The sequence below is a fragment of the Allochromatium tepidum genome, from assembly GCF_018409545.1.
Classification (GTDB): Bacteria; Pseudomonadota; Gammaproteobacteria; order Chromatiales; family Chromatiaceae; genus Thermochromatium; species Thermochromatium tepidum_A.
This window is the reverse complement of the sequence record NZ_AP024563.1, coordinates 2,177,834-2,201,684: the sequence shown is the minus strand read 5'-3', so window position 1 is coordinate 2,201,684 and position 23,851 is coordinate 2,177,834. Positions and strand designations below refer to the sequence as shown.

The 23,851-nt window shown below is 66.9% G+C and carries 21 protein-coding genes; 9 read left to right on the top strand and 12 right to left on the bottom strand.

Translation table 11 applies throughout. From position 1 onward, the window contains the following. Window positions 1-65: 65 nt before the first annotated feature. Both tcuB and tcuA read right to left on the bottom strand, forming a co-directional pair. Window positions 66-3,887, bottom strand: coding sequence for a tricarballylate utilization 4Fe-4S protein TcuB (tcuB, locus tag Atep_RS10645; RefSeq protein ID WP_236786133.1), 3,822 nt, complete (start codon window positions 3,885-3,887; stop codon window positions 66-68). Continuing rightward, window positions 3,874-5,310 carry an FAD-dependent tricarballylate dehydrogenase TcuA gene (gene tcuA / locus Atep_RS10635; RefSeq protein ID WP_236786131.1) on the bottom strand — a complete coding sequence of 479 codons (1,437 nt, stop codon included), beginning with the start codon at window positions 5,308-5,310 and terminating at the stop codon, window positions 3,874-3,876. The genes tcuB and tcuA overlap by 14 nt, the downstream gene beginning before the upstream one ends. 66 nt (window positions 5,311-5,376) lie before the next feature. On the opposite strand from tcuA, the gene cobM reads away from it, so the two are divergent. From cobM to cbiB, 3 genes are read left to right on the top strand one after another with little or no spacing between them, the layout of a single operon-like run. After that, the gene (gene cobM / locus Atep_RS10630) at window positions 5,377-6,186 is read left to right on the top strand and encodes a precorrin-4 C(11)-methyltransferase (RefSeq protein ID WP_213378503.1); all 810 of its coding nucleotides are present in this window, start codon (window positions 5,377-5,379) and stop codon (window positions 6,184-6,186) included. A gap of 11 nt (window positions 6,187-6,197) precedes the next feature. Beyond that, window positions 6,198-7,418, top strand: coding sequence for an adenosylcobinamide amidohydrolase (locus tag Atep_RS10625; protein WP_213378502.1), 1,221 nt, complete (start codon window positions 6,198-6,200; stop codon window positions 7,416-7,418). Continuing rightward, on the top strand, window positions 7,415-8,359 hold the full coding sequence (gene cbiB, locus Atep_RS10620) for an adenosylcobinamide-phosphate synthase CbiB (RefSeq protein WP_213378501.1): 945 nt from the start codon (window positions 7,415-7,417) through the stop codon (window positions 8,357-8,359). Before Atep_RS10625 ends, cbiB begins: the two co-directional genes overlap by 4 nt. A 59-nt stretch (window positions 8,360-8,418) precedes the next feature. Here the strand turns inward: cbiB and Atep_RS10615 are convergent, their stop codons facing one another. Further along, window positions 8,419-9,552: a hypothetical protein gene (locus Atep_RS10615; protein ID WP_213378500.1), complete on the bottom strand. Its 1,134-nt coding sequence runs from the start codon at window positions 9,550-9,552 to the stop codon at window positions 8,419-8,421. A 262-nt stretch (window positions 9,553-9,814) separates the two neighbouring features. Here Atep_RS10615 and Atep_RS10610 point away from each other — a divergent pair, with 262 nt between their 5' ends. The 4 genes from Atep_RS10610 (at window position 9,815) to Atep_RS10595 (ending at window position 12,931) form a co-directional block, all read left to right on the top strand. Continuing rightward, window positions 9,815-10,330, top strand: coding sequence for a hypothetical protein (locus Atep_RS10610; RefSeq protein WP_213378499.1), 516 nt, complete (start codon window positions 9,815-9,817; stop codon window positions 10,328-10,330). Between the two features lie 67 nt (window positions 10,331-10,397). Continuing rightward, entirely contained in the window at window positions 10,398-11,765 is a 1,368-nt protein-coding gene (gene mpl, locus Atep_RS10605) for a UDP-N-acetylmuramate:L-alanyl-gamma-D-glutamyl-meso-diaminopimelate ligase (RefSeq protein WP_213378498.1), read from the top strand. Next, window positions 11,755-12,399 carry a flavin prenyltransferase UbiX gene (locus tag Atep_RS10600; protein ID WP_213381562.1) on the top strand — a complete coding sequence of 215 codons (645 nt, stop codon included), beginning with the start codon at window positions 11,755-11,757 and terminating at the stop codon, window positions 12,397-12,399. Before mpl ends, Atep_RS10600 begins: the two co-directional genes overlap by 11 nt. Before the next feature lie 175 nt (window positions 12,400-12,574). Then, window positions 12,575-12,931 (top strand): hypothetical protein, encoded by a 357-nt coding sequence (locus Atep_RS10595; protein WP_213378497.1) that lies wholly within the window; start codon window positions 12,575-12,577, stop codon window positions 12,929-12,931. Window positions 12,932-12,936: 5 nt separating this feature from the next. Here Atep_RS10595 and Atep_RS10590 read toward each other — a convergent pair whose 3' ends face one another. From Atep_RS10590 to queF, 3 genes are read right to left on the bottom strand one after another with little or no spacing between them, the layout of a single operon-like run. Then, window positions 12,937-13,401 carry an EVE domain-containing protein gene (locus Atep_RS10590; protein WP_213378496.1) on the bottom strand — a complete coding sequence of 155 codons (465 nt, stop codon included), beginning with the start codon at window positions 13,399-13,401 and terminating at the stop codon, window positions 12,937-12,939. 14 nt (window positions 13,402-13,415) lie between these two features. After that, window positions 13,416-14,414, bottom strand: a complete 999-nt coding sequence (gene rsgA, locus Atep_RS10585) for a ribosome small subunit-dependent GTPase A (RefSeq protein ID WP_213378495.1) — start codon at window positions 14,412-14,414, stop codon at window positions 13,416-13,418. A 48-nt stretch (window positions 14,415-14,462) separates the two neighbouring features. Continuing rightward, window positions 14,463-14,852 carry a preQ(1) synthase gene (gene queF / locus Atep_RS10580; protein WP_213378494.1) on the bottom strand — a complete coding sequence of 130 codons (390 nt, stop codon included), beginning with the start codon at window positions 14,850-14,852 and terminating at the stop codon, window positions 14,463-14,465. Between the two features lie 149 nt (window positions 14,853-15,001). Here queF and Atep_RS10575 point away from each other — a divergent pair, with 149 nt between their 5' ends. Further along, the gene (locus Atep_RS10575) at window positions 15,002-15,667 is read left to right on the top strand and encodes a protein-L-isoaspartate O-methyltransferase family protein (protein WP_213378493.1); all 666 of its coding nucleotides are present in this window, start codon (window positions 15,002-15,004) and stop codon (window positions 15,665-15,667) included. Window positions 15,668-15,716: 49 nt separating this feature from the next. Here Atep_RS10575 and soxZ read toward each other — a convergent pair whose 3' ends face one another. The 5 genes from soxZ to Atep_RS10550 form a co-directional block, all read right to left on the bottom strand. Beyond that, entirely contained in the window at window positions 15,717-16,028 is a 312-nt protein-coding gene (gene soxZ / locus Atep_RS10570; protein WP_213378492.1) for a thiosulfate oxidation carrier complex protein SoxZ, read from the bottom strand. Window positions 16,029-16,092: 64 nt separating this feature from the next. After that, the gene (gene soxY / locus Atep_RS10565; protein ID WP_213378491.1) at window positions 16,093-16,551 is read right to left on the bottom strand and encodes a thiosulfate oxidation carrier protein SoxY; all 459 of its coding nucleotides are present in this window, start codon (window positions 16,549-16,551) and stop codon (window positions 16,093-16,095) included. Continuing rightward, a complete protein-coding gene (locus Atep_RS10560; RefSeq protein WP_213378490.1) occupies window positions 16,548-17,999 on the bottom strand; it encodes a M48 family metalloprotease in 1,452 nt (483 codons plus the stop codon). Before Atep_RS10560 ends, soxY begins: the two co-directional genes overlap by 4 nt. Before the next feature lie 73 nt (window positions 18,000-18,072). Beyond that, window positions 18,073-19,251 carry a vWA domain-containing protein gene (locus tag Atep_RS10555; RefSeq protein ID WP_213378489.1) on the bottom strand — a complete coding sequence of 393 codons (1,179 nt, stop codon included), beginning with the start codon at window positions 19,249-19,251 and terminating at the stop codon, window positions 18,073-18,075. Continuing rightward, window positions 19,244-20,287 (bottom strand): AAA family ATPase, encoded by a 1,044-nt coding sequence (locus Atep_RS10550; RefSeq protein ID WP_213378488.1) that lies wholly within the window; start codon window positions 20,285-20,287, stop codon window positions 19,244-19,246. The genes Atep_RS10555 and Atep_RS10550 overlap by 8 nt, the downstream gene beginning before the upstream one ends. Before the next feature lie 355 nt (window positions 20,288-20,642). Between Atep_RS10550 and Atep_RS10545 the strand changes: the two genes are divergently transcribed. Further along, window positions 20,643-20,840: an Alvin_2107 family globule sulfur oxidation protein gene (locus Atep_RS10545; RefSeq protein ID WP_091332410.1), complete on the top strand. Its 198-nt coding sequence runs from the start codon at window positions 20,643-20,645 to the stop codon at window positions 20,838-20,840. 118 nt (window positions 20,841-20,958) lie between these two features. Here the strand turns inward: Atep_RS10545 and Atep_RS10540 are convergent, their stop codons facing one another. After that, on the bottom strand, window positions 20,959-23,814 hold the full coding sequence (locus Atep_RS10540; RefSeq protein WP_213378487.1) for a valine--tRNA ligase: 2,856 nt from the start codon (window positions 23,812-23,814) through the stop codon (window positions 20,959-20,961). Window positions 23,815-23,851 lie beyond the last annotated feature (37 nt).

Sequence of the window (23,851 nt, the reverse complement as noted above, 5' to 3'; positions counted from 1 at the left end):
GCAGGGCTGGGTTGACGAATGGGTTCGATCGCGAGCCGGATCGAGCATCCGACCGGGGGCCTATCTTAACCGCTTTCCAACCCGAAACCTATCAGACGCTCGATGTCCTCGGGCGGCTGCGGACGCCCGTAGAGATAGCCCTGGACCTGCCGGCAGCCATGACGACGCAGGAACTCGGCCTGTTCCTCGGTCTCGACACCCTCGGCGACGGTCATGAGTCCCAGCGCCGTGCCGAGCGCAATGGTCGCCTTGACGATCTCGGCGTCACCGGCGTCATGGGTGACGTCCTGGATGAACTCGCGGTCGATCTTGATCTTGTCGGTGCGAAACTTGCGCAGATACTGCATCGACGAGAACCCGGTCCCGAAGTCGTCGATCGCGAAGTGGATGCCCAGCTCGGAGAGACGCACGATGTCGGCCTGGGTCCGGGCGTCGGCGGCGATCAGCACCGTCTCGGTGAACTCCAGTTCCAGATGTTCGGTCCGCGCGCCGGTGCGCTCCAGGACGGTGAGGATGTTGTCGCCGAAGTTCGGATCACCGACCTGCTGGGCGCAGAGGTTGACCGCGATGCGTCCGAAGTCCAGACCCCGGTCGCTCCAGTCGCGAATCCGGCGGCACACGGCGTTCAACACCCAGTCCGAGAGCGGCCGGATCAGCCCGCGCTTCTCGGCCACCGGCAGGAAGGTCCCCGGCTGGCGCACGCCCTCGCGCGGATGGCGCCAGCGCACCAGGGCCTCCATGCCGACCAGCCGGCCCGATTCCAGATCGAACTGGGGCTGGTAGTCCAGGAACAGCTCGTCGTTCTGGATCGCCTGGGTCAGCTCGCGGGTGAGCTCCATCTCGTGGCGCAACTGCTGGGTCATGGAATCGGCGAAGAAGGCGTGGGTGCCGCGCCCGGCCTCCTTGGCCTTGTAGAGCGCGACATCGGCGCGCGTGATGAGGTCGTCGACGTCGTGACACTCCTGGTCGGCGATCAGGATGCCGATGCTGGTGTTGATGTCGATGCGGTTGCCGCCGATCCGGAACTCCTCGCCGAGTGCCTCGATGATCGAGAGCGCCAGCTCGGCGGCCTCGCCGATCTCGCTGATGTCGACCTGAAGCAGTGCGAATTCGTCGCCGCCGAAGCGTGCCAGGATGTCCGTGCCGCGGATGAGTGCGGTCAGCCGCTGGGCCACGGCGCGCAGCAGCTCGTCGCCGATGAGGTGTCCGAGACTGTCGTTGACGTCCTTGAAGTGATCCAGGTCCAGCATGTGCAGCGCGAATCGCCGGCCGTCGAGGCGCAGACCCGCCAGCGCCTGACTCAGCTCCTCCTTGAACAATAGCCGGTTGGGCAGTCCGGTCAGGCTGTCGTGGAAGGCCAGATGCTGGATCTCGGCCTCGGCGCGCTGACGGGCGCTGATGTCGTGGAAGGTGACGACGACCCCTTCGACCTGATGGTCGCGCCGCATGGGCGTGGCCCAGTATTCGGCCGGAAAGCAGCTCCCGTCGTGCCGCCGGAACACCGCGTTGGCGGTATGGCAGTCCTGCCCCTGTTCGAGCGTGGCGAGGATCGAGCCGCACTCGGACGGCAGGGACGTGCCGTCGCGGCGTGAGTGATGGATCAAGGGATGGGTGGCCTGGCCGATCAGCGCCTCCGGCTCGTAGCCGAGCATGTCGGCGGCGGCCGGGTTGATGAAGGTGATACGCCCCTCCAGATCCAGGCCGAAGATGCCCTCGGTGGTCGATTCGAGCAGCAGCCGCGCCTTGTCCTCGGCCTGGCGGATCGCGTTCTCGGTGCGATCGCGTTCGATGACGATGGCGGCCAGCTCGGCGGCCGATTCGATCATGTCCAGATCCGCCGGCGAGGGCTCCATGACGCGCGTGGCATAGATGGCGAAGGTGCCGAGCACCTGACCGGCCTGTCCGATGATCGGCTGCGACCAGCAGGCACGCAGGGGTGTCTGGAGCATCAGGTCGCGGAAGGCCGACCAGTCGGGATGCGACAGCAGGTCGGCGACCACGACCCGCCGGCCGGTGACGGCCGCCGTGCCGCAGGAACCGACGCCCAGACCGATCCGGACGCCCTCGACGGCGCGCGTATAGAACTCGGGCAGCCGGAGCGTAGCCGCTGTGCTCAGGGTCTGGGTCGCGGGATCGAGCAGATGGATCGAGCAGATGGCGTGCGGGGCGATCTCCTCGATATAGGCGACGATGGCCGTGAGCATATCGCGCAGCGGTCGTCCGCGCGCCAGCATCTCCAGCACGCGGTTGCGTCCATCCAGCAGGAGACGCGCGCGCCTGTATTCGGTGATGTCCCTGGCGATGCTGACGAAGCCGATCACCTGACCGGATTCGTCGCGCTTGTAGTTCCACTCCACCTCGACATCGATGAGACGCCCGTCCGCCGTCCGGTTGCGGTTGTAATAGGTGCTGGGCACCGGCTGCTCGGTGGCGAAGCGGTGCAGGTCGCTCAGGAGCGCCGCGCGATCCTCCTCGGGCAGCAGCAGGCTGACGTTGCAGCCGATCAGCGCCTCCGGCTCCAGTCCCAGTAAGCGCGACGCCGCCGGGTTGGCATACTGGATTCGGCCCTCGACATCGATCTCCTGGATGGAATAACGGCTGACCTCGACCAGGGTACGAAAGCGCTGCTCGATCTCGCGCAGCGCCTGCTCGGCCTGACGGCGCCGCTTGACCATGACGCCGGCCGCCTGGGCGATGGTCTGGAACGCACGCCGGATTCGGCGCGAAACGGAGGCGATAAGCGAGGGCGATGACATTTGAGCGCTGTCTCTGCGAATGGAGACTCGAGCCGGCGACTCGCGCACCAGGGCGATGGCGCGATAACCGGCATGAACGAACTTACTGTAAGGCAGGAGCAGGAAGAAGGCGAGCACGGTCCCGAGATGGACGATGAGCAGGGGCGTCATCGCCGGCGTCGCGCGCCAGACAAGCAGGGCCAGTCCGCTGCCGGCGACCGCGAATATCAGCCCGAGAAAGGCCCGGTCGAGCCGGCGCGCTTCGGGGGCGAGCGGTGCGGGATCGGCGCGCCATTCGATCCAGCCGAGTCCCAGGACGGCGACCAGCAGGGCGATCCCGCCGAGCGTGCCGAGCAGGACAGGCGCGCTCGTGACGGGGTAGGGGGCCTCCAGCCCCAGCCCATGGTGATACAAGGTCGCCGCCAGGGTGGCGGCGAAACTCAGTCCCAGACCGCTGAGCAGCGTCTGATGCAGCCGGCGACGCCAGTGCGAGAAACGCGCGTCGAGATCGTTGCAGCCCGGACCGCCGCCGCGCAGATTGCGCAGATCCAGGATGTCGGCGAGCGCGCTCCGGAATGCGCGTCCCGGTTGGACCGCCTCGTTCGCCACTGTGCCCTCGGGGTGGGTCAGCGTCCAGTAACGGCGCCAGCCGATGCCGATGGCCAGCGCCGACCAGCCGAGCGGCAGGACACCCATCCAGACCATCACCGACCAGGGCAGGACGCGATAGAAGGCGCCGGCGCCTGTGTCCGTGTCGATCGTCGGCGCACCGGCGCTAGGGGCGAAGGCCGGCATCAGCCCGAACAGCAGCAGGATCGCGCCGAGCGTGACCCAGACGACCGTCGCCACCGGATGGTTCAGGAGCGGTGAGAAGGATCTCGGCCAGACATGATCCAGATAGCTCTGATGGCGCATCCGCGCCAGTGCGAGCGGGACATTGACCGCGAAGACATGGGGCGGGGCGTATTGGCAGGCATGGAAACAGTTGCGGCAGGCATGGCAGAGGTTGGCCAGATGGGCCAGATCGGCCTCGGTCAGGGCCGGGCGGCGGCGTGCGGCCTCGAACAGGTCGCAGAAGCCGTTGCAATAGCCGCAGGCGTCGCAGATCCCGAGCACACGTCGGGCCTCGGTGCGGATCTCAGGCGCGGACATGACGTGCCGCCTCCTCGCCGGCCAGACGGCCGAACACCAGCCCGATGCTCAGTGCCAGTCCCGAGACATAGCCGCGCGCCATGAGGTTGGGGGCCATGATCATGCCGGCGGCGAACAGGTTCTCCACTACGCCGCCCGCGGCCAGTCGCACGCGCGCCTGTTCGTCCACGGCGAGTCCCTGATAGGTGAAGGTGATCCCCGGACGCATCGGATAGGCGCCGAAGGGCGGCTCGATCAGCGGATGGGCGTGACGGGTCTTGGGCGGATCGAGATCGACCGTGTGCCGGTCGTCGCGCTCGCTGGTCGGTGCCCGAACGGCGGCATTGTAGTCGGCGACCGTGGCGCGGAGATTGGCGGGAGCGATTGTCAGCTTGGATGCGAGTCCATCCAGGCTGTCGGCCAGGATCGGCGGATAGAGCGCAGGCGGAGCAGCACGCAGTCCGCGTGCATCCAGGATCAGATAGCCGATCTGGTCCGGCCAGTCGGCCAGACGCTGCCCCCAGAGCGCATAGCGGGTCGAGGCCGTGTCGCCGCCTTCGTCGTGCCGGCGTCGTCCATGCGCGTCGACCACGATGCCCTCGGGCATACAGCGCACGCGGGTGGCGATGCCGCCATCGTCGGCCGGCGAGCGCGCGTCGACCGCGACCAGATAGGCGGCCCTGGGATCGCCGACCGGCCGGACGCCCTGACGCAACAGGGATTCGAGCAATTCACCGTCGGCGAAGGGTGTGCCGCGATTGATGAAGCCGTCAGCCGCCGCGCCCCAGTGTCGGCGCAGCCAGGCGCGGTTGGCCTGGGCGCCGCCGCAGCAGGCGATGACCGCGCGCGGCGTCGACGGGTAAGACGCGCCATCCAAACGGGCGGTCGAGGTGGCCAGGCGTCCATCCTCGATCACTGGATCGCGGATCTCGCAGCCGTAGCGGATCTCCACGCCCAGCCGCTCGGCGAGCGCGTAGAGCCGGTTGAGCAGCGTCTTGCCGCCGCCGAGCAGAAAGGCCGTGCGGCGCGATTCGGGCAGCCGGCCGCCGGCGATCGGCTGCAAGGGGACGCCGGCCTCGATCAGCCAGTCCGTGATTCCGGCCGAGCGCTCGACGAACAGACGTCCCAGGATCGGATCGGCCGTGCCCTCGGTCGCGCGCGCGAGTTCCTCCCAGAACTCCGTGGCCGGATAGACGCCGTGGGTGAAGGGCGTGGGCGCGTCATGGCTGAGACGCAGGTTACGCGAATGGCGCGTATTGCCGCCGCGCAACGGTTCGGGCGCCTGCTCGGCCAGGAGTACCGAGCAACCGGCACGCCGTGCCGTGATGGCCGCGCACAGGGCCGCCGCACCGCCGCCGATCACCAGGACGTCTGGGTCGAAGCGGGAGACCGGAGGTGGAGAAAGTCGCCGCCGTGGACGGAAACGCACGAAGAGGTTTGACAAGGGTTGGTTTGGGTTAGAAGAATACTGGGTTTTCGCAGTGCCACCATACGCGGGGATCATCGCGCCATGCAAGAGACTTCATCGTCCCGTCGGCCGGGCAAGGTCTGGTTCGTCGGGGCCGGACCGGGCGCGCCGGATCTCATCACCGTGCGCGGCAGTCGGCTGCTGGCCGAGGCCGGGGCCATCCTCTATACCGGCTCGCTGGTGGCCGAGACCGTGCTGCAATGGGCCTCACCCGACTGTGAGGTCGCCGATTCCAAGTCGATGGATCATGCCCAGGTGACGGCCTGGCTGCTCGATCGCGCCCAGCGTCACGCGACCGTGGTGCGACTCCAGACCGGCGATCCGACGCTCTATGGCGTGCTCGCCGAGCTGGCGCGGCCGCTGGATGCGGCCGGGATTGCGGTCGGGATCGTGCCCGGCGTGTCCTCGGCCATGGCCTCGGCCGCCGCCGCCGGCGAGTGTCTGACCCTGCCCGAGATCACCCAGACCGTGATCTTCACCCGTCTGTCCGAACGCACCCGGATGCCCGAGCGCGAGTCGCTGGTCTCGCTCGCCGCGCACGGCTGCACGCTCTGCATCTTCCTCTCGATCGAGCGCATCGAGGCGGTGGTCGAGAATCTGATCGCCGCCGGCTGGACGTCCGAGGCGCCTGTGGTGGTGGTGCACAAGGCGACCTGGCCGAACGAAGAACTGGTGCTGCGCGGTACGCTCAGTGACATCGCCGTGCGCTGTCGCGAGGCTCAGGTCGATCGTCAGGCGCTGATCCTGGTCAGTCCGGCGCTCGGAGCACGCGCCCAGAACGACTACAAGCCATCCAAGCTCTATGATGCGGCCTTTCCGCGCCGCTTCCGTCCGGCACGTGAGGAAGGTTGATCCGGCGCCCCATGTGGATCGAGGACAACGAACGCTATCGCCTGACGCGCCAGGGACGCTATCTGTCGGCCGTCTTCAAGCGCCGGCATCGCGTGCTCAGCACCTGCCGGCTCAACGGCGGACTGCGCGAGGATCTGACCCATGTCGCCAACCATCAGAGTTGCGAGGGCGTGGCGCATGTGGTGCGCGAGGCATCGAACGCCGGGCAGGGTCTGGAGGACTATCATCGCGCCGCCTGCGCGGCGGGTCGGTTGCCGCCCGAGTCGACCGCGCTCATGGCCACGGCCGCCAACATGCAGTGCGCGGTGCTGGCGCGGGCCGAGCACGCGGATCTGGCGGTTTCGGTCGTGGCCACGGCCGGGGTGCTCGGCAACGCGACCCGCGCCGGTGATCCGGCCGGTTGGCACGAGCAGCGCGACGGTAGCCGGCCGGTCGAGCGAGGCGAGGGCGGGACTGCAAACACGCTCGTCCAATCGAACCTTGAGCGAGCCGCCTGCGCTTTGCCCGCGCCACCCGAGGCCGGCGCCGGAACCATCGTTACCCTGCTCTTCATCAACCAGCCCTGCACCCCGGCCTGTCTGGTGCGCGCCGCGACCCTGGCCACCGAGGGCAAGAGTGCGGCCGTGCTGGATCTGCGTATGCCGAGTCTGCAATCGGCGCGACTGGCCACGGGTACGGGCACGGATCAGCTGGCCATCGCCGCCCCGCTGGTGCGTGCCGACGAAGGCGAGTGGGAGCGTCACTGGGCCGGCAGTCACAACACCCTGGGCGAGCTGGTCGGACGCGCGACCCACGAGGCCGTGACCCGCTGTCTGCTGTTGCAGAACGGTGTCTGTGCCGAACTGCGCCGCACCCTCTGTGCCGCGCTCGGGCGTCACGGCTGCGACGAGGCGACCCTACGCGAACTGGCACGCGCCGAACTCGACGCGCCGGACGCCAACTGCTTCGAGCACAACCTGCCGGCGCTCATCCATGATCCACTGAGCGCGGCGGCGGCCTATGGTCTGGCCGAGATCCTGGATCTGGTCGACGTCGGCGTGCTGCATGCCGAGGTCGCGCGCGAGTCGATCCTCAATCAAGCCGCACTGCTGGCCGGTGCCGTGGCCGTCAAGCCCGACGACTTCGCCTATTTCCGCGAAGTCCTCCAGCCGCGCGCGGATCTCACGCCCGGACGGCTGGCGGCACTGGCCGTGGTCCTGGGCTTCGAGCACAAATGGAACTCGCATCAATGACCGAACACTTGATCCTGATCCTCGGCGCCTGTCTGCTCGACGCCCTTATCGGCGATCCCGTCTACCGGCTGCATCCGATCCGGCTCATCGGCCACTGGATACTCGTCTGCGAGCGCGCGCTCTTTGCGCTGGGCCTCAATGGACGACTCGGCGGCGTGATCCACTGGGGGCTGGTGGTCGGAACGGCGCTCGGGGTCTGGTTCGGCGTTCGTCTCGGACTCGACGCCATCCATCCCTGGCCGGCCTTCGGCTGGGATCTGTTCATCGCCTACAGTCTGCTCTGCACCCGCGAGCTGCTGGAGCAGGGCTGGCGCATCCTGCGCGATCTCGACGATCTGCCGGCCGTGCGCCGGCGACTGTCGCTGCTGGTCGGACGCGATACCGAACCGCTCCAGCGCGATGGTGTGGTGCGCGCCACGCTCGAAAGTCTCTCGGAGAACCTGACCGATGGCGTGCTCACGCCGCTGTGGGCGTTCTGTCTGTTCGGTCTGCCCGGACTGATCCCGGTCAAGGCGATCTCGACGCTCGACTCCATGGTCGGTTACAAGAACGAGCGCTACGCGCGCTTCGGCTGGGCCGGGGCGCGGAGCGACGATCTGATCCACTGGCTCCCGGCGCGGCTCTCGGTGCCGCTACTGGCGCTCGCTGCCGTACTGTTACGCGAGCATCCCCGACTGGCCTTCAGCGCCGCCTGGCGCTACCACGCCCTGCTGCCCAGCCCCAACTCCGGCTGGAGCGAGGCCGCCTGCGCCGGGGCACTGCGGGTGCGTCTGATCGGGCCGGTCTGGCGCCGGGGGCGTCTCGTCACCGAGATCTATATGGGCGATCCCGACTGGCCGGCCGATCTCGGCGCCGGGGATCTGCGCCGGGGCCTGTGGCTGATCCTCACCGCCTGTCTGCTGGCGCTCGCGGTCGGTCTGGGGATGATCGGCCTGATTTAGCCGGGGGAGATGGGCATCGCGTTCGCGCTGCCCATCCTGAGCCGCAGTCACCTGCAAGGTCACAGCAGGCCCTGACAGAGGCCGTCCTGACAGCGGATCAGAAAGCTGTCGCTGCCCTGGCAGGGCACCTTGTAGACCTCGCCGTCCTGACGCGACTCGATCAACTGCGAGCCGCTGCCCGAGACCTGACAACCACGCTGGCGGGCATACTGCTCGGCATTGGCCGACCAGAGTACGCGGGCGCCGACTCCGCCTGCCGTTGGGATCACCGGATCCGGGCGCGGCAGCGACATCATGTTGTCCTGCGCGACGACCGAAGTGTCGTAGACGGGCGCGGGTTCGCGTGGAGGCTGTCGGTTCGGATTCAAGCCGGCATCGACCACAGGGGCCGCGCCGGGCGCGCTGTAACGGGGTTCGGGCGTGGTGGGACGGCGCGTATAGGTCGGACGCGGAATACCCGAGTCGCTTTGGCTCGGCGTCGACACGGCACGAGGTCCGACGCTCGGGTCCGTTCGTGGCGGCGCGGATGGAGGCGGAGTGTAGGTGGGTGCGGCCGGAGCAGGCGGCACGGCCTGAGCCGCTCGGGGGCTGTCGTCTGCGGCCTGCACGGGCTGACTGGTGGGCGGGGTGTTGGAATCCTCCCAGGCATCCCGCCAACCCCCGACCGGCGGCGTGGCACGCGCCAGACGCTCACGATCGCGAATCCAGCGCTCGCGCAGTGAGTCGAGCGACTGCATGAGCGGGTCGCGGAACTGATCGGTGTAGTCGATGCGCTCGGCCGGGCGTCCGGCATAGGCCGGCGTGACCACCTCGGCCAGGGTGGCGACCTCGATGCCGCCGCCATAGTTCTTGAGCAGGGTCGTGACCTCGAGCGTGGAGCCGGGCGCGGCCGCCACACCGGGCACGGAATCCGCCGGGCGCTCGACGACCAGGCGCTCGTCGGTCAGATCGGCGTGTCTGACCGTCCAGCCGCGACTGCGGGCCGCCCCCAGGGCCAGGGATCTGACCTCCGCGGTGGTCGCACCCGGCAGTATCAGGCGCGGCAGATAGGTGGTGTCGATCGGTGCGGGACCGCTCGACGGCATCGATTCTGCGGTGCTCCTGGGGTTGCTCGCACAGGCCGAGAGCAACAGGGACGACATCGCGATGCAACAGGCAATGGCCTTCAAGCGCGGATTCACTTCGAGCCTCATCAGTCATCGGCGAGCGCCGATTCAATAAAGGGTGGAATATGGGGGAGGTGGTGTTTGGGTGGGAGCCGGGATCAGGCTACGGGTACCACGAGAGCCTGTGAAATATATAACGGCCCGCGACGCGGTTACAATGGGTCCGGCGTGCGCTCGGGCGCACCGCGCACGGTGCCTGCGGTGCGCCTCCAGTGTCGATAGTGCTCCGTATTTGCGTCCGCTGTGGTTATCATTGGAACCACTGTCGATCGATCTGGGAAATCATGACGTGCAGGCACTGATCAAATTCTTCGTCGAACTCTGTCTGCTGCGCCGCCCGCCGCAGGATCTGCCGGCCTCCGAGATGCTGCTGGGCTTGGTCCTGGCCGCCGATCTGGCGGTCGGCATCCTGGTCGGGATCACGGCCGGACTGTCCTGGCTGACGAGCCTGCTCCAGGGCGTGGCCGAGGTGCTGTTGATGATGACGGCGCTCTATGTGGCCCTGATGCAACTCAAGCTCCGCGCCCGCTTCCTGCAATCGGCCACGGCCCTGCTCGGGAGCGGGGCGCTGCTCGGACTGGTGGCGATCCCGCCGCTCAGTCTCAATCCGACCGGCAGCCAGGAGAACGATCTGGCCGCGCTCGGGGCCTTTCTGCTGCTGGGTCTGGTGATCTGGGGCATCCTGGTCACGGGCCATATCCTGAGACACACCTTTTCCATCACCCTGGGGCAGGGATCGGCGATCGCCGTGGCCTTCCAGATCGTCGCCGTCACCCTGGTGACCAGCTTGTTCGGCAATCTCTGACGGATTCGCCGCTCGACGCTCGGCAGGCGCCGCCACACCCCATCGGTCTTCGCGGAAGAACGCGCTCATGCATCTACACATCCTTGGAATCTGCGGCACCTTCATGGGCGGGATCGCGCTGCTGGCGCGTGCGCTGGGCCATCGGGTCACGGGGTCGGACGCCAATGTCTATCCGCCCATGAGCACCCAGCTCGAGGCGGCCGGGATCGAGCTCATGGAAGGCTATGATGCCGCGCATCTGGACCCGCCGCCCGATGTGGTGGTGGTCGGCAACGCCATGAAGCGCGGTATTCCGGCGGTCGAGGCCATGCTCGATCGCGACCTGCATTATTGCTCCGGCCCCCAGTGGCTGCGCGAGAACCTGCTGCGCGAGCGCTGGGTGCTGGCCGTGTCCGGCACGCACGGCAAGACGACCACGGCCAGTATGCTGGCCTGGGTGCTGGAGGACGCGGGTCTGGATCCGGGGTTCCTGATCGGCGGCGTGCCGCTCGACTTCGGTGTCTCGGCACGTCTGGGGTCGGTGCCCTTCTTCGTCGTCGAGGCCGATGAGTACGACACGGCTTTCTTCGACAAGCGCTCGAAGTTCGTCCATTACGGCCCGCGTACCCTCATCCTCAACAATCTGGAGTTCGATCATGCCGACATCTTCGAGGATCTGGGGCAGATCCAGCGCCAATTCCATCACCTGATCCGCACGGTTCCGGGCAGCGGGCTGATCGTGCATCCGGCGAGCGTGCCGGCGGTGGAGACCGTCATCGGTCTGGGCTGCTGGACGCCGCGCGAGACCTTCGGCAGCGCGGGCGATTGGCGCGCCGAGCTGATCGAGCCGGACGGCTCGCGGTTCCGGGTCCGGCTGCATGGTGTCGAGGCCGGCGTCGTCGATTGGGGTCAGAGTGGATTGCACAATGTCGAGAACGCACTCGCGGTCCTGGCCGCCGCGCGTCATGCCGGGGTGCCGGTCGGCGTGGCGGTCGAGGCGCTCGGGCGCTTCCGGGGTGTGAAGCGGCGGCTGGAGTTGCGCGGCGAGGTCGCGGGTATCCGGGTCTTCGACGACTTCGCCCATCACCCGACCGCGATCGCTGCCACGCTCGATGGATTGCGGCGTCGGGTCGGCGCCGAACAGCGGATTCTCGCCGTGCTGGAGCCGCGTTCCAACACCATGCGTCTGGGGACGCACAATGCCGAGCTGGCCGGCTCGCTGACGGCGGCGGATCGGGTCTATGTCCATGCGCCGAGCGATCTCGGCTGGGACGCGGCGGCGGTGCTCGCCGGTCTGGGCGAGCGGGCGGCGGTGCATGACGCCATCGGGCCGATCGTGACCCAGGTGGTCGCCGACAGCCGGCCGGGCGATCAGATCCTGGTCATGAGCAATGGCGGATTCGGCGGCATCCATCAACGGCTGCTGGATGCGCTGCGTGTCAAGTATGGCGCTTGAGTCCGAGTCTGCGGCAGATCGAGCGCGGGACTGGCCGCGCACGATCACGCTCGCCTTCACCGGCGCCTCTGGGGCGCACTATGGTCTGCGGTTGCTCGAATGCCTGATCCGCGCCGAGGTTCGGGTCTATCTGCTGATCTCGCAGGCGGCTCAGGTCGTCATCAAGATGGAGACCGGCCTGGATCTGCCGGCACGCTCCGGTGAAGCCGAGTCCTTTCTGAGCGAGCGTTTCCAGGCCGCGCCGGGTCAGTTGCGGGTGTTCGGACGTCAGGAATGGACGGCGCCCGTGGCCAGCGGCAGTCATCCGGCCGAGGCGATGGTGGTCTGTCCCTGTACCACGGGGACGCTGGGACGGCTGGCCGCCGGGTTGTCGAGCTGTCTGATCGAGCGCGCGGCGGACGTCTCGCTCAAGGAGCGTCGCCCGCTGATCCTGGTCGTGCGTGAGACGCCGTTCTCGACCATCCATCTGGAGAACATGCTGCGTCTGGCCCAGGCCGGGGCTACCATCATGCCGGCCAATCCCGGCTTCTACGGCAACCCGAGCCGGGTCGAGGATATCGTGGACTTCATGGTCGCCCGTGTCCTGGACCATCTCGGTGTGGCGCACACGCTCGTCAAACGCTGGGGTGATTAAATGCGATTTGAGTGGTTGACAAGCACCTCAGTACATAAGAAACTGTTGATGTACTGAAGCTCTTGGCTCCAGTGCACTCCTCCATCCTCCTTTGGTGGTAATTCTTAGAGCGCGACGCAACCCGTCGCGCTTTTTTTATGGAGGAAAATCGAGCTTGCCAACGAGGGTTGCCGATATGCAAGAACGCCCGATCATCAAGACCGCGATCCCCAAACGTCGCTATCAAGCCGGACGCTATGCCGCCTCGCTGCTCGGCGAGATCGAGAGCGGCGATGGCCGGAGCTATCGCTATATCCTCGCCTTCGTGGCCCAGGGGCAGGCCGAACCCGTGCTCTATGTCTGCTCCGAGCCGACACCGCCGGTCGAACGCGCCGCCGGCGCCTATCGGCTGCGGGTCGTGAGCGAGGCCATGACCGAGACGCTCGACACCGATGACGGCTGGGGCGATCTCGACCGCTTCGCCGAGCAGGCGCTCAGGGTCGGCGTCCAAATGCTGGGATTGCCCGAGTCCGGTATCGTGCGGCTGCTTTGAGCGGCCTATTCCAGTGAAAGGATGAAGGCCCACTGCTCAGGCGTCACCGGCATGATGGAGAGCCGGTTGCCCTGGCGCACCAGCGGCAGTCCGTTCAGGACACCAGCCGCATGGGTCTTGAGTTCTGCGAGCGGGATGACGCGCCGCAGATGCCGGACATAGCGCACATCGACCAGATGCCAGCGCGGATTCTCCAGCGTGCTTTTGGGATCGTGATGGCTCGACTCGGGATCGAAGGCCGTGGGGTCTGGACGCGGCTCGCCCGCGATCTCGGCAATCCCGACGATCCCCGGAACCGCGCAGTTGGAGTGATAGAAGAAGACCTGATCCCCAGGCCGCATCTCGTCGCGCATCATGTTGCGCGCCTGATAGTTGCGCACGCCATCCCAAGGCTCGGTCCGGCCCGGACGCGCGGCGAGATCATCGAGGCTGAAGGTTTCGGGTTCGGATTTCATCAACCAGTAGCGCATCAGGACTCACCCAGTCAGTCGCCGAGCAGATGATGGAAATTGGCCAGTCGCTCGGGGGCGATCAACCCATCCTCGACCGCCTGACGAATCGCGCAATCCGGCTCCTGATCGTGCCGACAATCGCCGAAGCGGCAGCGCCCCAGATGCGGCCGGAACTCGCGAAATCCCTGCTGGAGGTCGGCGCGGTCGATGTCCCCGAGCCGGAAACTGCGCACGCCCGGCGAGTCGATCAAAAACCCATCGCCGCTCAGACGATAGCAGGTCGCCGCCGAGGTGGTGTGACGCCCAAGTCCGGTCGCCTGTGACAGACGCCCGATCTGGATCTCCTGATCGGGCAGCAACCGCTTGACCAGCGACGACTTGCCCACGCCCGACTGGCCGACCAGCACACTGGTCTGTCCGGCCAGCTCGGAGACGAGTCCGCCGATCGACTCGGGTTCGAGCAGACTGATCCAGAAGGTCCGGTAGCCGATGGCGCCATAGTGGGCGAAACGCGCCTGGAAGGCCGCACGTTCCTCTGATCCCGACAACAGATCCATCTTGTTGCCGACCAGGATCGCCTCGACGCCGATGAGCTCGGCTGCGACCAGATACTGATCGATCAGATAGCCGCTCGGCTCCGGCTCCGGGGCGATGAGGATGGCCAACCGCGTCAGATTGGCCGCGAGCGGCTTGTCGCGTCCGCTGTAGTCGGGTCGGCTCAGGGTGCTGATACGCGGCAGGATGGCCGTCACCACACCCTGACCATCGGGCAGACGCTGCCAGACGACGCGATCCCCGCACACTACATGACCGATGTTCCGGCGCGCCAGACAGTGGATCAGATGGCCGTGCGCGTCCTCGACCGCCAGATTGGCGCCATGCCGGACGACGACCCGGCCTTCCTCCGGCTCCAGTTCCTCGTCGAGTTCGGCCAGCGCCCGTTCGGGCCGCGCGGCGAGCCGTTCGCGCCGGCGCTCCTGGATGGCCTGGATGCGCGCGATCTGGCGCTCAGAGAGTCGTCGCTTGGCCACGGGGTCAGTCGACCCGGCCGGCGGTGACGTGGCGGCGGTTCAGGCCGCTCACGGCAGTGTGACCGGCACCGGCGGCTGCCAGCCGTCCGCGCGGTGTTCGGCAACGACTGTGGTATAGATACCGCCGCGCACGTTGAACTCGGCGGTCAGACGCATGAAGCGCGGCGCGGTCGCCTCGACCAGATCATCGAGGATGCGGTTGGTGACGGCCTCGTGGAAAGCGCCCTCGTCGCGATAGGACCAGATATAGGTCTTGAGCGCCTTCAGCTCGACGCACTTCTGCTCGGGAACGTATTCGAGCGTCAGCTCGGCGAAATCCGGCTGGCCGGTCTTGGGGCAGAGGCAGGTGAATTCGGGCACCCGGATGCGGATCGTATAATCGCGCTCGGGCTGGGGATTGGGGAAGGTTTCGAGCGACTTGCTCGGGGCGCTGGGCATGAAGGAACTCTCCGCTGACAAGGATGGGCCGAGCCGAGCGTCGACTCGGTCGGCTGCTTGGCCTCCTATTATATAATCATTCGCCCTGCGTCTCGCCGGACGCGGTCGCTTTTCCAAAAACATGAACTCAGACGGGGGACATCCATTCCATGGACAACAGCAGTGAGTTGGCCCGCTTCAACATGATCCGGCAGCAGATCCGGCCCTGGGGCGTGCTCGACGACCGGGTGCTGGAGGTGATGGGCGCGGTCGAGCGCGAGCGCTTCGTGCCGGACGCCTATCGGGCGCTGGCCTATGCCGACATCGAGATTCCGAATTCCAACGGCACCCTCATGCTCGCGCCCAAGGTGGTCGGTCATCTGTTGCAGGCGCTCGCCGTCCAGCCGGGCGACCGGGCGCTGGAGATCGGCACCGGCTCGGGTTACGTCGCCGCCTGTCTGAGCCGGCTCGGTGCGCGCGTGATCAGTCTGGAGATCGACCCGGCGCAGGCGGCCGAGGCGGCCGAGCGGCTCGAAGCGCTCAAGTTCGATTGGGTCGAGGTGCGCGAGGGGGATGGTTTGGCCGGACCCGTGAGCGGTGGGCCGTTCGACGCGATCGCCGTCAAGGGTTCGATGCCGACCGAGGACGCACTGCCGATGCTGCGCGATCAACTGACCATCGGCGGGCGTCTGTTCTGCATCCTGGGCACGGCGCCGGCGATGGAGTGCGTGCGCGTGACCCGTGTCGGGCGCTATGACTATCGGCGTGAGTCGCTGTTCGAGGTCGAGGTGGCGCCCTTGCGCAATGCACCCGAACCGGCCGGGTTCGAGTTCTGACGTTCGAACCGCAAAGAATGCGAATGCGCCTTTGCGGTTCGATCCGCCATCAGGAGATCTGAGCGGTCTGGCTCTGGCTCTCGCCCTTGTTGTCGGTCCAGGCGATCTCGATCTCGTCGCCGACGGCGCCGCCCCTGAACTTGAACGACAGATAGGGGTTCTTGGAGACGCCGCCGCTCCAGGCACTCTTCATCACCACGGTGCCCTTGACCTTGCACACCACCTCCTGGATGAAGTGCGCCGGGATGACTTGCTCGGTCTTGCTGTCCTTGCGCATGCCGTTTTCCATCGGGTGACTCATCAGACACTTGACCGTGGTCTCATCACCTTCGAGCTTGGCGCGGATCTTGATATCGGACATCGTCTCGACTCCTCGTGTTCGGTATTCGGTCTTGGATACTTGAGAGACAGGCGCGAGAGGTCGATCAGCAGCCGCCGACCGTGACCTTGACGGTCTTGGCGTTCTTGTAGAGCTTGTCGCCCGCCTTGACCACGGCGATGACGTCGGCGGTCTCGGCCATCTTGATGCGGGTGGCGACGAAGGGCACTACGGACGGATCGACGAACTCGAAGGAGGCGATCAGCGGCAGTTGGTTCTTGGACGCGATGATACTGATGGAGGTCACGCCCTCCAGATCGGTCTCGACCGTGACCGGAACCACGGCGCCGTTCTCAGCGATGTCCGGGGACTTGATCTTGATCCTGTCGCTGACCTCGGCGGCGTCGCTGCCGAGCAGGCCGGTCATGGCCGTGGGGATGTCCTTGGCCTGGAAGGCCGCTGCGTTCCAATCGGCGAAGGCGCGCGGCGCGATCAGTCCGGCGCCGACGACCGCTCCGGCGGCCAGCGAGCCTTTGACGAGTGTCCGGCGTTTGGCATCGATCATGGTTTCTCTCCTCTCTTGTCTTTGCGTTTGGCTTCGCGTTCTTCTTCTTTCCAGGTTTCGAGCCGCGCCTGGATACGCGCCGCCTCGTGATAGGGGAGGTCGCGCTGGCGCAGTGCGATCTCGAGCTGACGGATCGCCGGCTCGCGGTCGCCCTCGGCATAGAGCTTCTCGGCGCGGAAGCGGTGGGTCGCCCCCTGATTGCCCGCGCGAAAGGCCGCCTGTTCCAGCTTATCGTACAACATGGGGTTGCCGGGGCGCAGTCGCGCAACGGCGGTCAGCTCATCGATGGCCGGCGCGGGCCGGTTGGCCTTCATCAGCGCTTCGGCATAGGCCACGCGCAGCGGCCAATGGCCCGGCGATAGATCGACGGCCTGTTCTAGGTTACGCACGGCGCGTTCGACCTGACCCTGTTCGAGATCGAGCCGGGCGTCCAGCACGATGAACTCGGGCAGGCTCGAATGCGACTGCATCGCCGTGGCTAGGGCGGCGCGGGCGTCGTCGAACCGACCCGCGCGCGTCAGGGCCAGTGCATAGCCATAGTGTTCGGCGACGGCATTGCGATGCCGGCCTTCGCGCAGGGTGTCGCGGAAATGGGCGACGGCCTGTTCCGGGCGTTTGTAGGAGCGTTCGCGCAGCGCCGCGCGCGCCAGTTGGAAGCGCAGACTGTCGGGCCGCTGGCGTGCGCCGAAGTCGTCGGCCCGGGCGAGCGCCTCGGCGATGCGGTTGGCGTTGACCGGATGGGTGCGCAGGAATTCGGGGGCGTTGTTCTCATAGACGCGGCTGGATTTGGACAGCCGCTCGAAGAAACCGGCCATGGCATAGGGATCGAACCCGGCCTTGGCCAGGGTCGTGATGCCGAGCCGGTCGGCCTCGTGCTCGTTCTCGCGCGTGAAGTTGATCCGGCGTTGCAGGGCGGCGGCCTGGACGCCGACCATCGCGGCGGCCCCGGCATCGCCCGAGACCTGGGCGCCGAGGATGGCGGCGGCGACCATCAGGGCCATGGTCGGGACGGTCATCTTGCTCTGGTCCTCCAGCGCGCGCAGCAGATGGCGCTGGGTGACGTGTGCGATCTCATGGGCCATGACGGCGGCCAGCTCGCTCTCGGTCTCGGCGGCGAGGATGAGTCCGGCATAGACGCCGATGTTGCCGCCCGGTCCGGCGAAGGCATTGATCACCGACTGGTCGATGACGAAGAAGTTGAAGCGTCCCGTGGCGTCGCGGTCGGCGGCGACCAGGGTGTTGCCGAGCGATTCGATGTAGTCGGTCAGCAGCGGGTCGTCGAGGACCGGCAGCGACTCGCGCACGCGGCGCATGAAGGCCTGACCCAGACGCGCCTCGGCTCCCGTGGTCATGAGCGTGTCGGCCGAACTGCCCATGTCGGGGAGACGGTAGTCCTGGGCCTGGAGTTGGGGCAGGCCGACCAGCAGCAGGGCGCCGAAGGCGACCATCGGCCGTGCCAAGCGGGGGAGGGAGGCTATCCGTATCATCGATGAAAAAACGTCGTCTCGTGCCGAACGCGGTTCAATTGAGCTGAATACGCTGTCCCCAGGGCACTGGGGCGCGGCCCTTGACCAGCCAGATCACCGGATAGGACGGCTCGCGCTCGGGGAACTCGCCTTGGGCATCGGTGAAGTAGACCAGCAGATCGGGTCGTCTGTCCTGGCGGTCGATCCAGTCGAATACGGGTCTGAAGCTGGTTCCGCCGCCCCCCTGTAGACGCTCGGGACGCACGAAGGTTTCCCAGGGTTCGAACTGGAAGGGCGCTCCGGGTGCGAGAACGCGATCACAGGGCAACAGGGTGAGGCGCGCGCGGATCTGCCCCTTGAGCGCGTCGATCTCCCGGATGAACTCGCTCAGTTCGACGTCCTGGATCGAACCCGAGGTGTCGATCGCCGCCACCAGCTCGGCCTGCCGGCCGCGCAGTCCCGGCAGGATGAAATCGCCTTCGCGACGCGAGGGACGCTGATAGCTGTAGTCCTCGCGCGCGATCGCCGTCAGATGGCGGGCGAGCAGCATCCGCCAGGGCAGGCTGGGCTGGAGCAGATGGTCGATCTGACGCGCCAGCTCGCCGCCGAGCTTGCCGGCCTGGAGCGCCTGCTGGGCCGCTCCGGCCAGGCGTTGGCGCCATTGTACGGCCAGTCGCTCGCGTTCGTCGGCGCTGAGAGATTCGGGCCGCTGGGGCGTCTCGTCCGGACGCCGCCGGCGGCCGCCCTGACGCTCGTCGCGATCATAGGCATGGGTGTCGAGCGTCTCCGAGTCGTCACGTTCGTCGATGAGCGGATAGATCTCCTCGGCGGTCAGCCCCCGGTAGAGCGGCATCACCAGGGCGTTCGGCGGCGGTGTCAGACCGTCCTCGATCAGCAGCGGATTGATCGCATAGTCACAGGCCAGATCCCAGCGCCGGCGCTGACGATGGCCGCGCCGCGCGAAATGCGACAGGGCGCAGTGCAGGGCCTCGTGGGCGAGCATGAACTGGGTCTGCTCCAGGCTCAGTGCATCGATGTAGGCCGGGTTGTAATAGAAGGCGCGCGCATCCGTGGCCGTGGTGCGGCACCAGTCGCCCGCCGCCGCGCGCAGCGGCAGACGCAGCACCAGGGCGCCGAGAAAGGGCTTGTCCAGGATCAGCCGGGTGCGTGCCGCCGTGAGCTTGGTCTCGATGGCGACCGGATCGGGCGCGGTCGAAGGCAAGGGCTCAGGCATGGAGCATCACGTCCGCGACCGATTGCGCCCAGCCGGCGAAGGCCGGCACCTCGAACAGCCGTCCGCCGATCGCCCGGTGCAGATCCGAGACCAGCATCACGCCCATCTCGCGCTCGGGGAAGCGTCCGGCATAGTCGAGAATGTGGCCGATGACCCGCCGGCCGTCCGGCGTTTCGAGCGCACGGATCGCCCGTCCGACCAGCGCGGCGGCGACGGCGTACTGGAGATCGATCTCGCGCGGGACGGCGACCGGCTCGCCGCGCGTGATGGCGTCGAGATCCGGCATCTGGTCGAGGTTGTCGACGAAGGCGCTCAGCTCGATCCCGGCGGCCGGCCCTACGCAGGCTTGCAGCGCGCCCTGTAGCAGATCGCGCGCGTCCTCGAACTTCTTGAGCGCGCGATGGGCGAACTCCCAGGAACGCGGCGAGGGGAAGGCGACCGGATTGTGCGCCGGATCGAAGTCGAACAGCAGTTCGGGCCGAAAGCGCAGAAAGGCGATGACCCGCTCGTCGATGCCGCTCGCATAGGCCCAGGCCGCCCAGTCGTCGAGATGGGTCTCGACCTCGAAGTGCGAGAAGCGGTTGGCCAGCGGCGCGGGCATACTGTAGGTCACGCCGCGATCGCCCTGGCGGTTGCCGGCGGCGAAGATCGCCCAGCCGTCCGGGACGCGATACTCGCCGAGCCGTCGGTCGAGGATGAGTTGATAGGCGGCGGCCGAGACCACGGGCGGGGCCGAGGTGATCTCATCGAGAAAGAGCACGCCGCTCGGCCCGTGGCGCTCGACGTCCGGCAGCATGGCGGGCACGGCCCATTCGACCCGCTCGCCCTGGCGGAAGGGGATGCCGCGCAGATCGCTCGGCTCCATCTGCGACAGCCGGATGTCGATCACGGGCACGGCATGGCGCGCGGCGATCTGGGCCACCATCTGCGACTTACCCACGCCCGGCGGTCCCCAGAGCATCACGGGCGTATGATGGCCGTCGGCCGTGCTGAGGAATTCGCGATCCAGGACGCGGAACAGTTGGGCGGGGCGCATGATGGGTTCGAGTCCTCCGGTTGGGCAGGGGGCGGATTCCAGCCAAGATGCGTGCACCCTTGACGCTTCGCAAGTCCGTTCGCCGCGGTCGGTCCTGGAATCCTGGAGTCGGGCACGGCGCGCCATTCGTCCAAGCGTACTTGTCGCCTATTAGAAAAACGCTGTATTCTTATCGCTCTTCTCGTCCCCGTGATCGCGTCCCATACCCGGACGGCGTTGCGTCCGAGAGTTGCAGCGAGAGAGGACAGGGCGGCCGCAATCAGCGACGATCGGCCCGCCTTCATAACGACATCGAGTCGGCGAAGTCTCCCGACGACTGAGCCCTCAACCAAATGACATTGCTCGGAGACCGGAAATGAATCAGTTCTACTACGATGCCGTGACCAAGATGGAACAGTTGGGCGTCGACGACGAGTACATCCAAGGGTGGCAGTGCGGCTTTCTGCAGAACCCCAAGCGCGAGGAACAGCGCCTGACCGAGGCCTATGAGGCCGGTTACAGCGACGGCGAGGAAAAGAGTACCGACAACTTCGAGCAGTGGGTCACGGCCTGACCTCGATTCGGTTCGCCATCTTTCCCTCCCTTTCGCCTCAAACCGCGTTCGGAGCCGCGCCGCCGTGTGCGCGGCGCCCCTTGGCGGGGCGCGGTTCCATTCGACGTCTCCAGACCTCTCAAAGCGCCGTGATCTTGTCGCGCTGCGTTTGCAGATTGGCGATCGCCGCCGCGTGATCGGCGAGCTTGGCCCGCTCCTTGTCGACCACGGCCGCCGGGGCCTTGTCGACGAAGGCCGGGTTGGCGAGCTTGGCCTCGGTGCGGGCGACGTCGTCGGTCAGGCGCGCGATCTCCTTGTCCAGACGCTTCAACTCAGCCTCCTTGTCGATCAGGCCCGCCATCGGGATCAGGATCTTCATGGCCCCGACCAGCGCAATCGCAGACTCCGGGGCTTGAGCTTCATCGTCGAGCACCGTGATCGACTCGGTACGGGCCAGGAAGTCCAGATAGGGCCGCGCCGTCTCCAGCCAGCGGCGTTCCTGCTCGGTCGCATCGACGATCAGGATCGGCAGCGGCTTGCCGGGTGCGATGTTCATCTCGCCCTTGATGCGCCGGATGCCGAGGATGCACTGCTTGACCCAGTCGATCTCGCCGACGGCCTGAGCGTCTTCGGCGGACGGATCGCGCGTGGGGTAGGGTGCCAGCATGAGGGTGTCGCCCTCGACCCCGGCGAGCGGTCGCACCTTCTGCCAGATCTCTTCGGTGATGAAGGGCATGATCGGGTGGGCCAGACGCAGCAGGGTCTCCAGCGTCCGGATCAGGGTGCGACGGGTGCCGCGCTTGGCGGCGTCTGAGGACTGCGCGCCGGTCAGCACCGGCTTGGACAGCTCCAGATACCAGTCGCAGAACTCATTCCAGGTGAAGTCGTAGAGCGCCTGCGCGGCCAGGTCGAAGCGGTAGATGTCGATGGACTCGGTGACGGTGCCGATGGTGCGGTCGAGTTCGGCACGAATCCAGCGATCCGCCGCGCTCAGTTCGATCGGCTCCGACCCCAAGCCGCAGTCCTGTCCCTCGGTGTTCATCAGCACATAGCGCGAGGCGTTCCAGAGCTTGTTGCAGAAGTTGCGATAGCCCTCGGTGCGTTGCAGGTCGAACTTGATGTCGCGTCCGGTGGTGGCGAGCGCAGCGAAGGTGAAGCGTAGCGCATCGGTGCCGAACGCCGGGATGCCGTCGGGGAAGTCCTTGCGCGTGTCCTTGGTGATCTTCTCGGCCAGATGCGGCTGCATCATGCCCTTGGTGCGCTTCTCGACCAGGGATTCCAGATCGATGCCGTCGATCAGATCGATGGGGTCGAGGACGTTGCCCTTGGACTTGGACATCTTGTCGCCGTTCTTGTCGCGCACCAGTCCATGGATGTAGACCTCGCGGAAGGGCACGTCCCCCATGAACTTCAGCCCCATCATGATCATCCGCGCGACCCAGAAGAAGATGATGTCGAAGCCCGTCACCAGCACCGAGGTCGGATAGAAGGTCTTGAGCCGCTCGGTGTCCTCCGGCCAGCCGAGGGTGCTGAAGGGCCAGAGTGCGGAGCTGAACCAGGTGTCGAGCACGTCCTCGTCCTGGCGCAGTTCGACCTCGGGGCCGAAGCCGTGTTTGGCGCGCACCTCGTCCTCGGAGCGTCCGACATAGACGTTGCCTTCGCTGTCGTACCAGGCCGGGATGCGATGGCCCCACCAGATCTGACGGCTGATGCACCAGTCCTGGATGTTGCGCATCCAGTCGAAATAGGTGTTTTTCCAGTTGTCGGGGACGAAGCGGATGTCGCCGTTCTCGACGGCGGCGATGGCCGGCTCGGCGAGCGGGGCGACGCGCACGTACCACTGGTCGGTCAGATAGGGCTCGATGACCGCGCCCGAGCGGTCGCCGCGCGGTTGCTGGAGGCGGTGATCCTTGACGGCGGCCAGGAGTCCGGCGGTTTCGAGATCGGCGACGATGCGCTTGCGGGCTTCGTAGCGGTCGAGTCCGATATAGGCGGCCGGCAGCAACTGACCTTCCTCGGGCGCGTTGGCGCGGATGGCGGCGTCGGGGGTGAAGATGTTGATCAGGCCGCCGTGCGGCTGTTCGGCGATGGCGGTCTCGTCGCGATGGCGCAGCCAGACCTGATGGTCGTTGAAGTCGTGCGCCGGGGTGATCTTCACACAGCCGGTGCCGAACTCAGGGTCGGCGTGCTCGTCGGCGATGATGGGGATGCGCCGTCCGGTCAGCGGCAGCTCGACGAAGGCGCCGATCAGGTGCTTGTAACGCTCGTCCTCCGGGTTCACCGCCACCGCGCAGTCACCGAGCATGGTCTCGGGACGAGTGGTGGAGACGACCAGATATTGCGGCCCGGACGCGCCCGGCGGCTGGACGATGGGATAACGCATCTCCCACATGAAGCCGCTCTCTTCCTCCGACAGCACTTCGAGGTCCGACACCGCCGTGTGCAGCACCGGATCCCAGTTCACCAGCCGCTTACCGCGATAGATCAAGCCTTCCTCGTAGAGCCGCACGAAGACCTCGCGCACGGCCTCGGAGAGACCCTCATCCATGGTGAAGCGCTCGTGCGCCCAGTCGAGCGAGGCGCCCATGCGCCGCAACTGGCGGGTGATGGTACCGCCGGATTCGGCCTTCCAGTCCCAGATGCGCTCGATGAAGGCGTCGCGTCCGTAGTCGTGACGGGTCTTGCCCTCGGCCTCGATCAGACGCTCGACGACCATTTGCGTCGCGATGCCGGCGTGGTCGGTTCCGGCCTGCCACAGCGTCCGCTCGCCCTTCATGCGGTGGTAGCGGATCAGGGCATCCATGATGGTGTCCTGGAAGGCATGCCCCATGTGCAGACTGCCGGTGACGTTCGGCGGCGGGATCATGATGCAGTAGGCGCTGCTCTCGGCGGCGTCGTCGCGCGCGCTCGCGGTCGGGACGAAATGGCCGCGTTCCTCCCAGTGGCGGTACCAGTGGGCTTCCAGGGTCTGTGGGTCGTAGTTCTTGTCCAGCATGATGCTCAGGCTCGTGGTCGGGCGATGCGAGAATGAG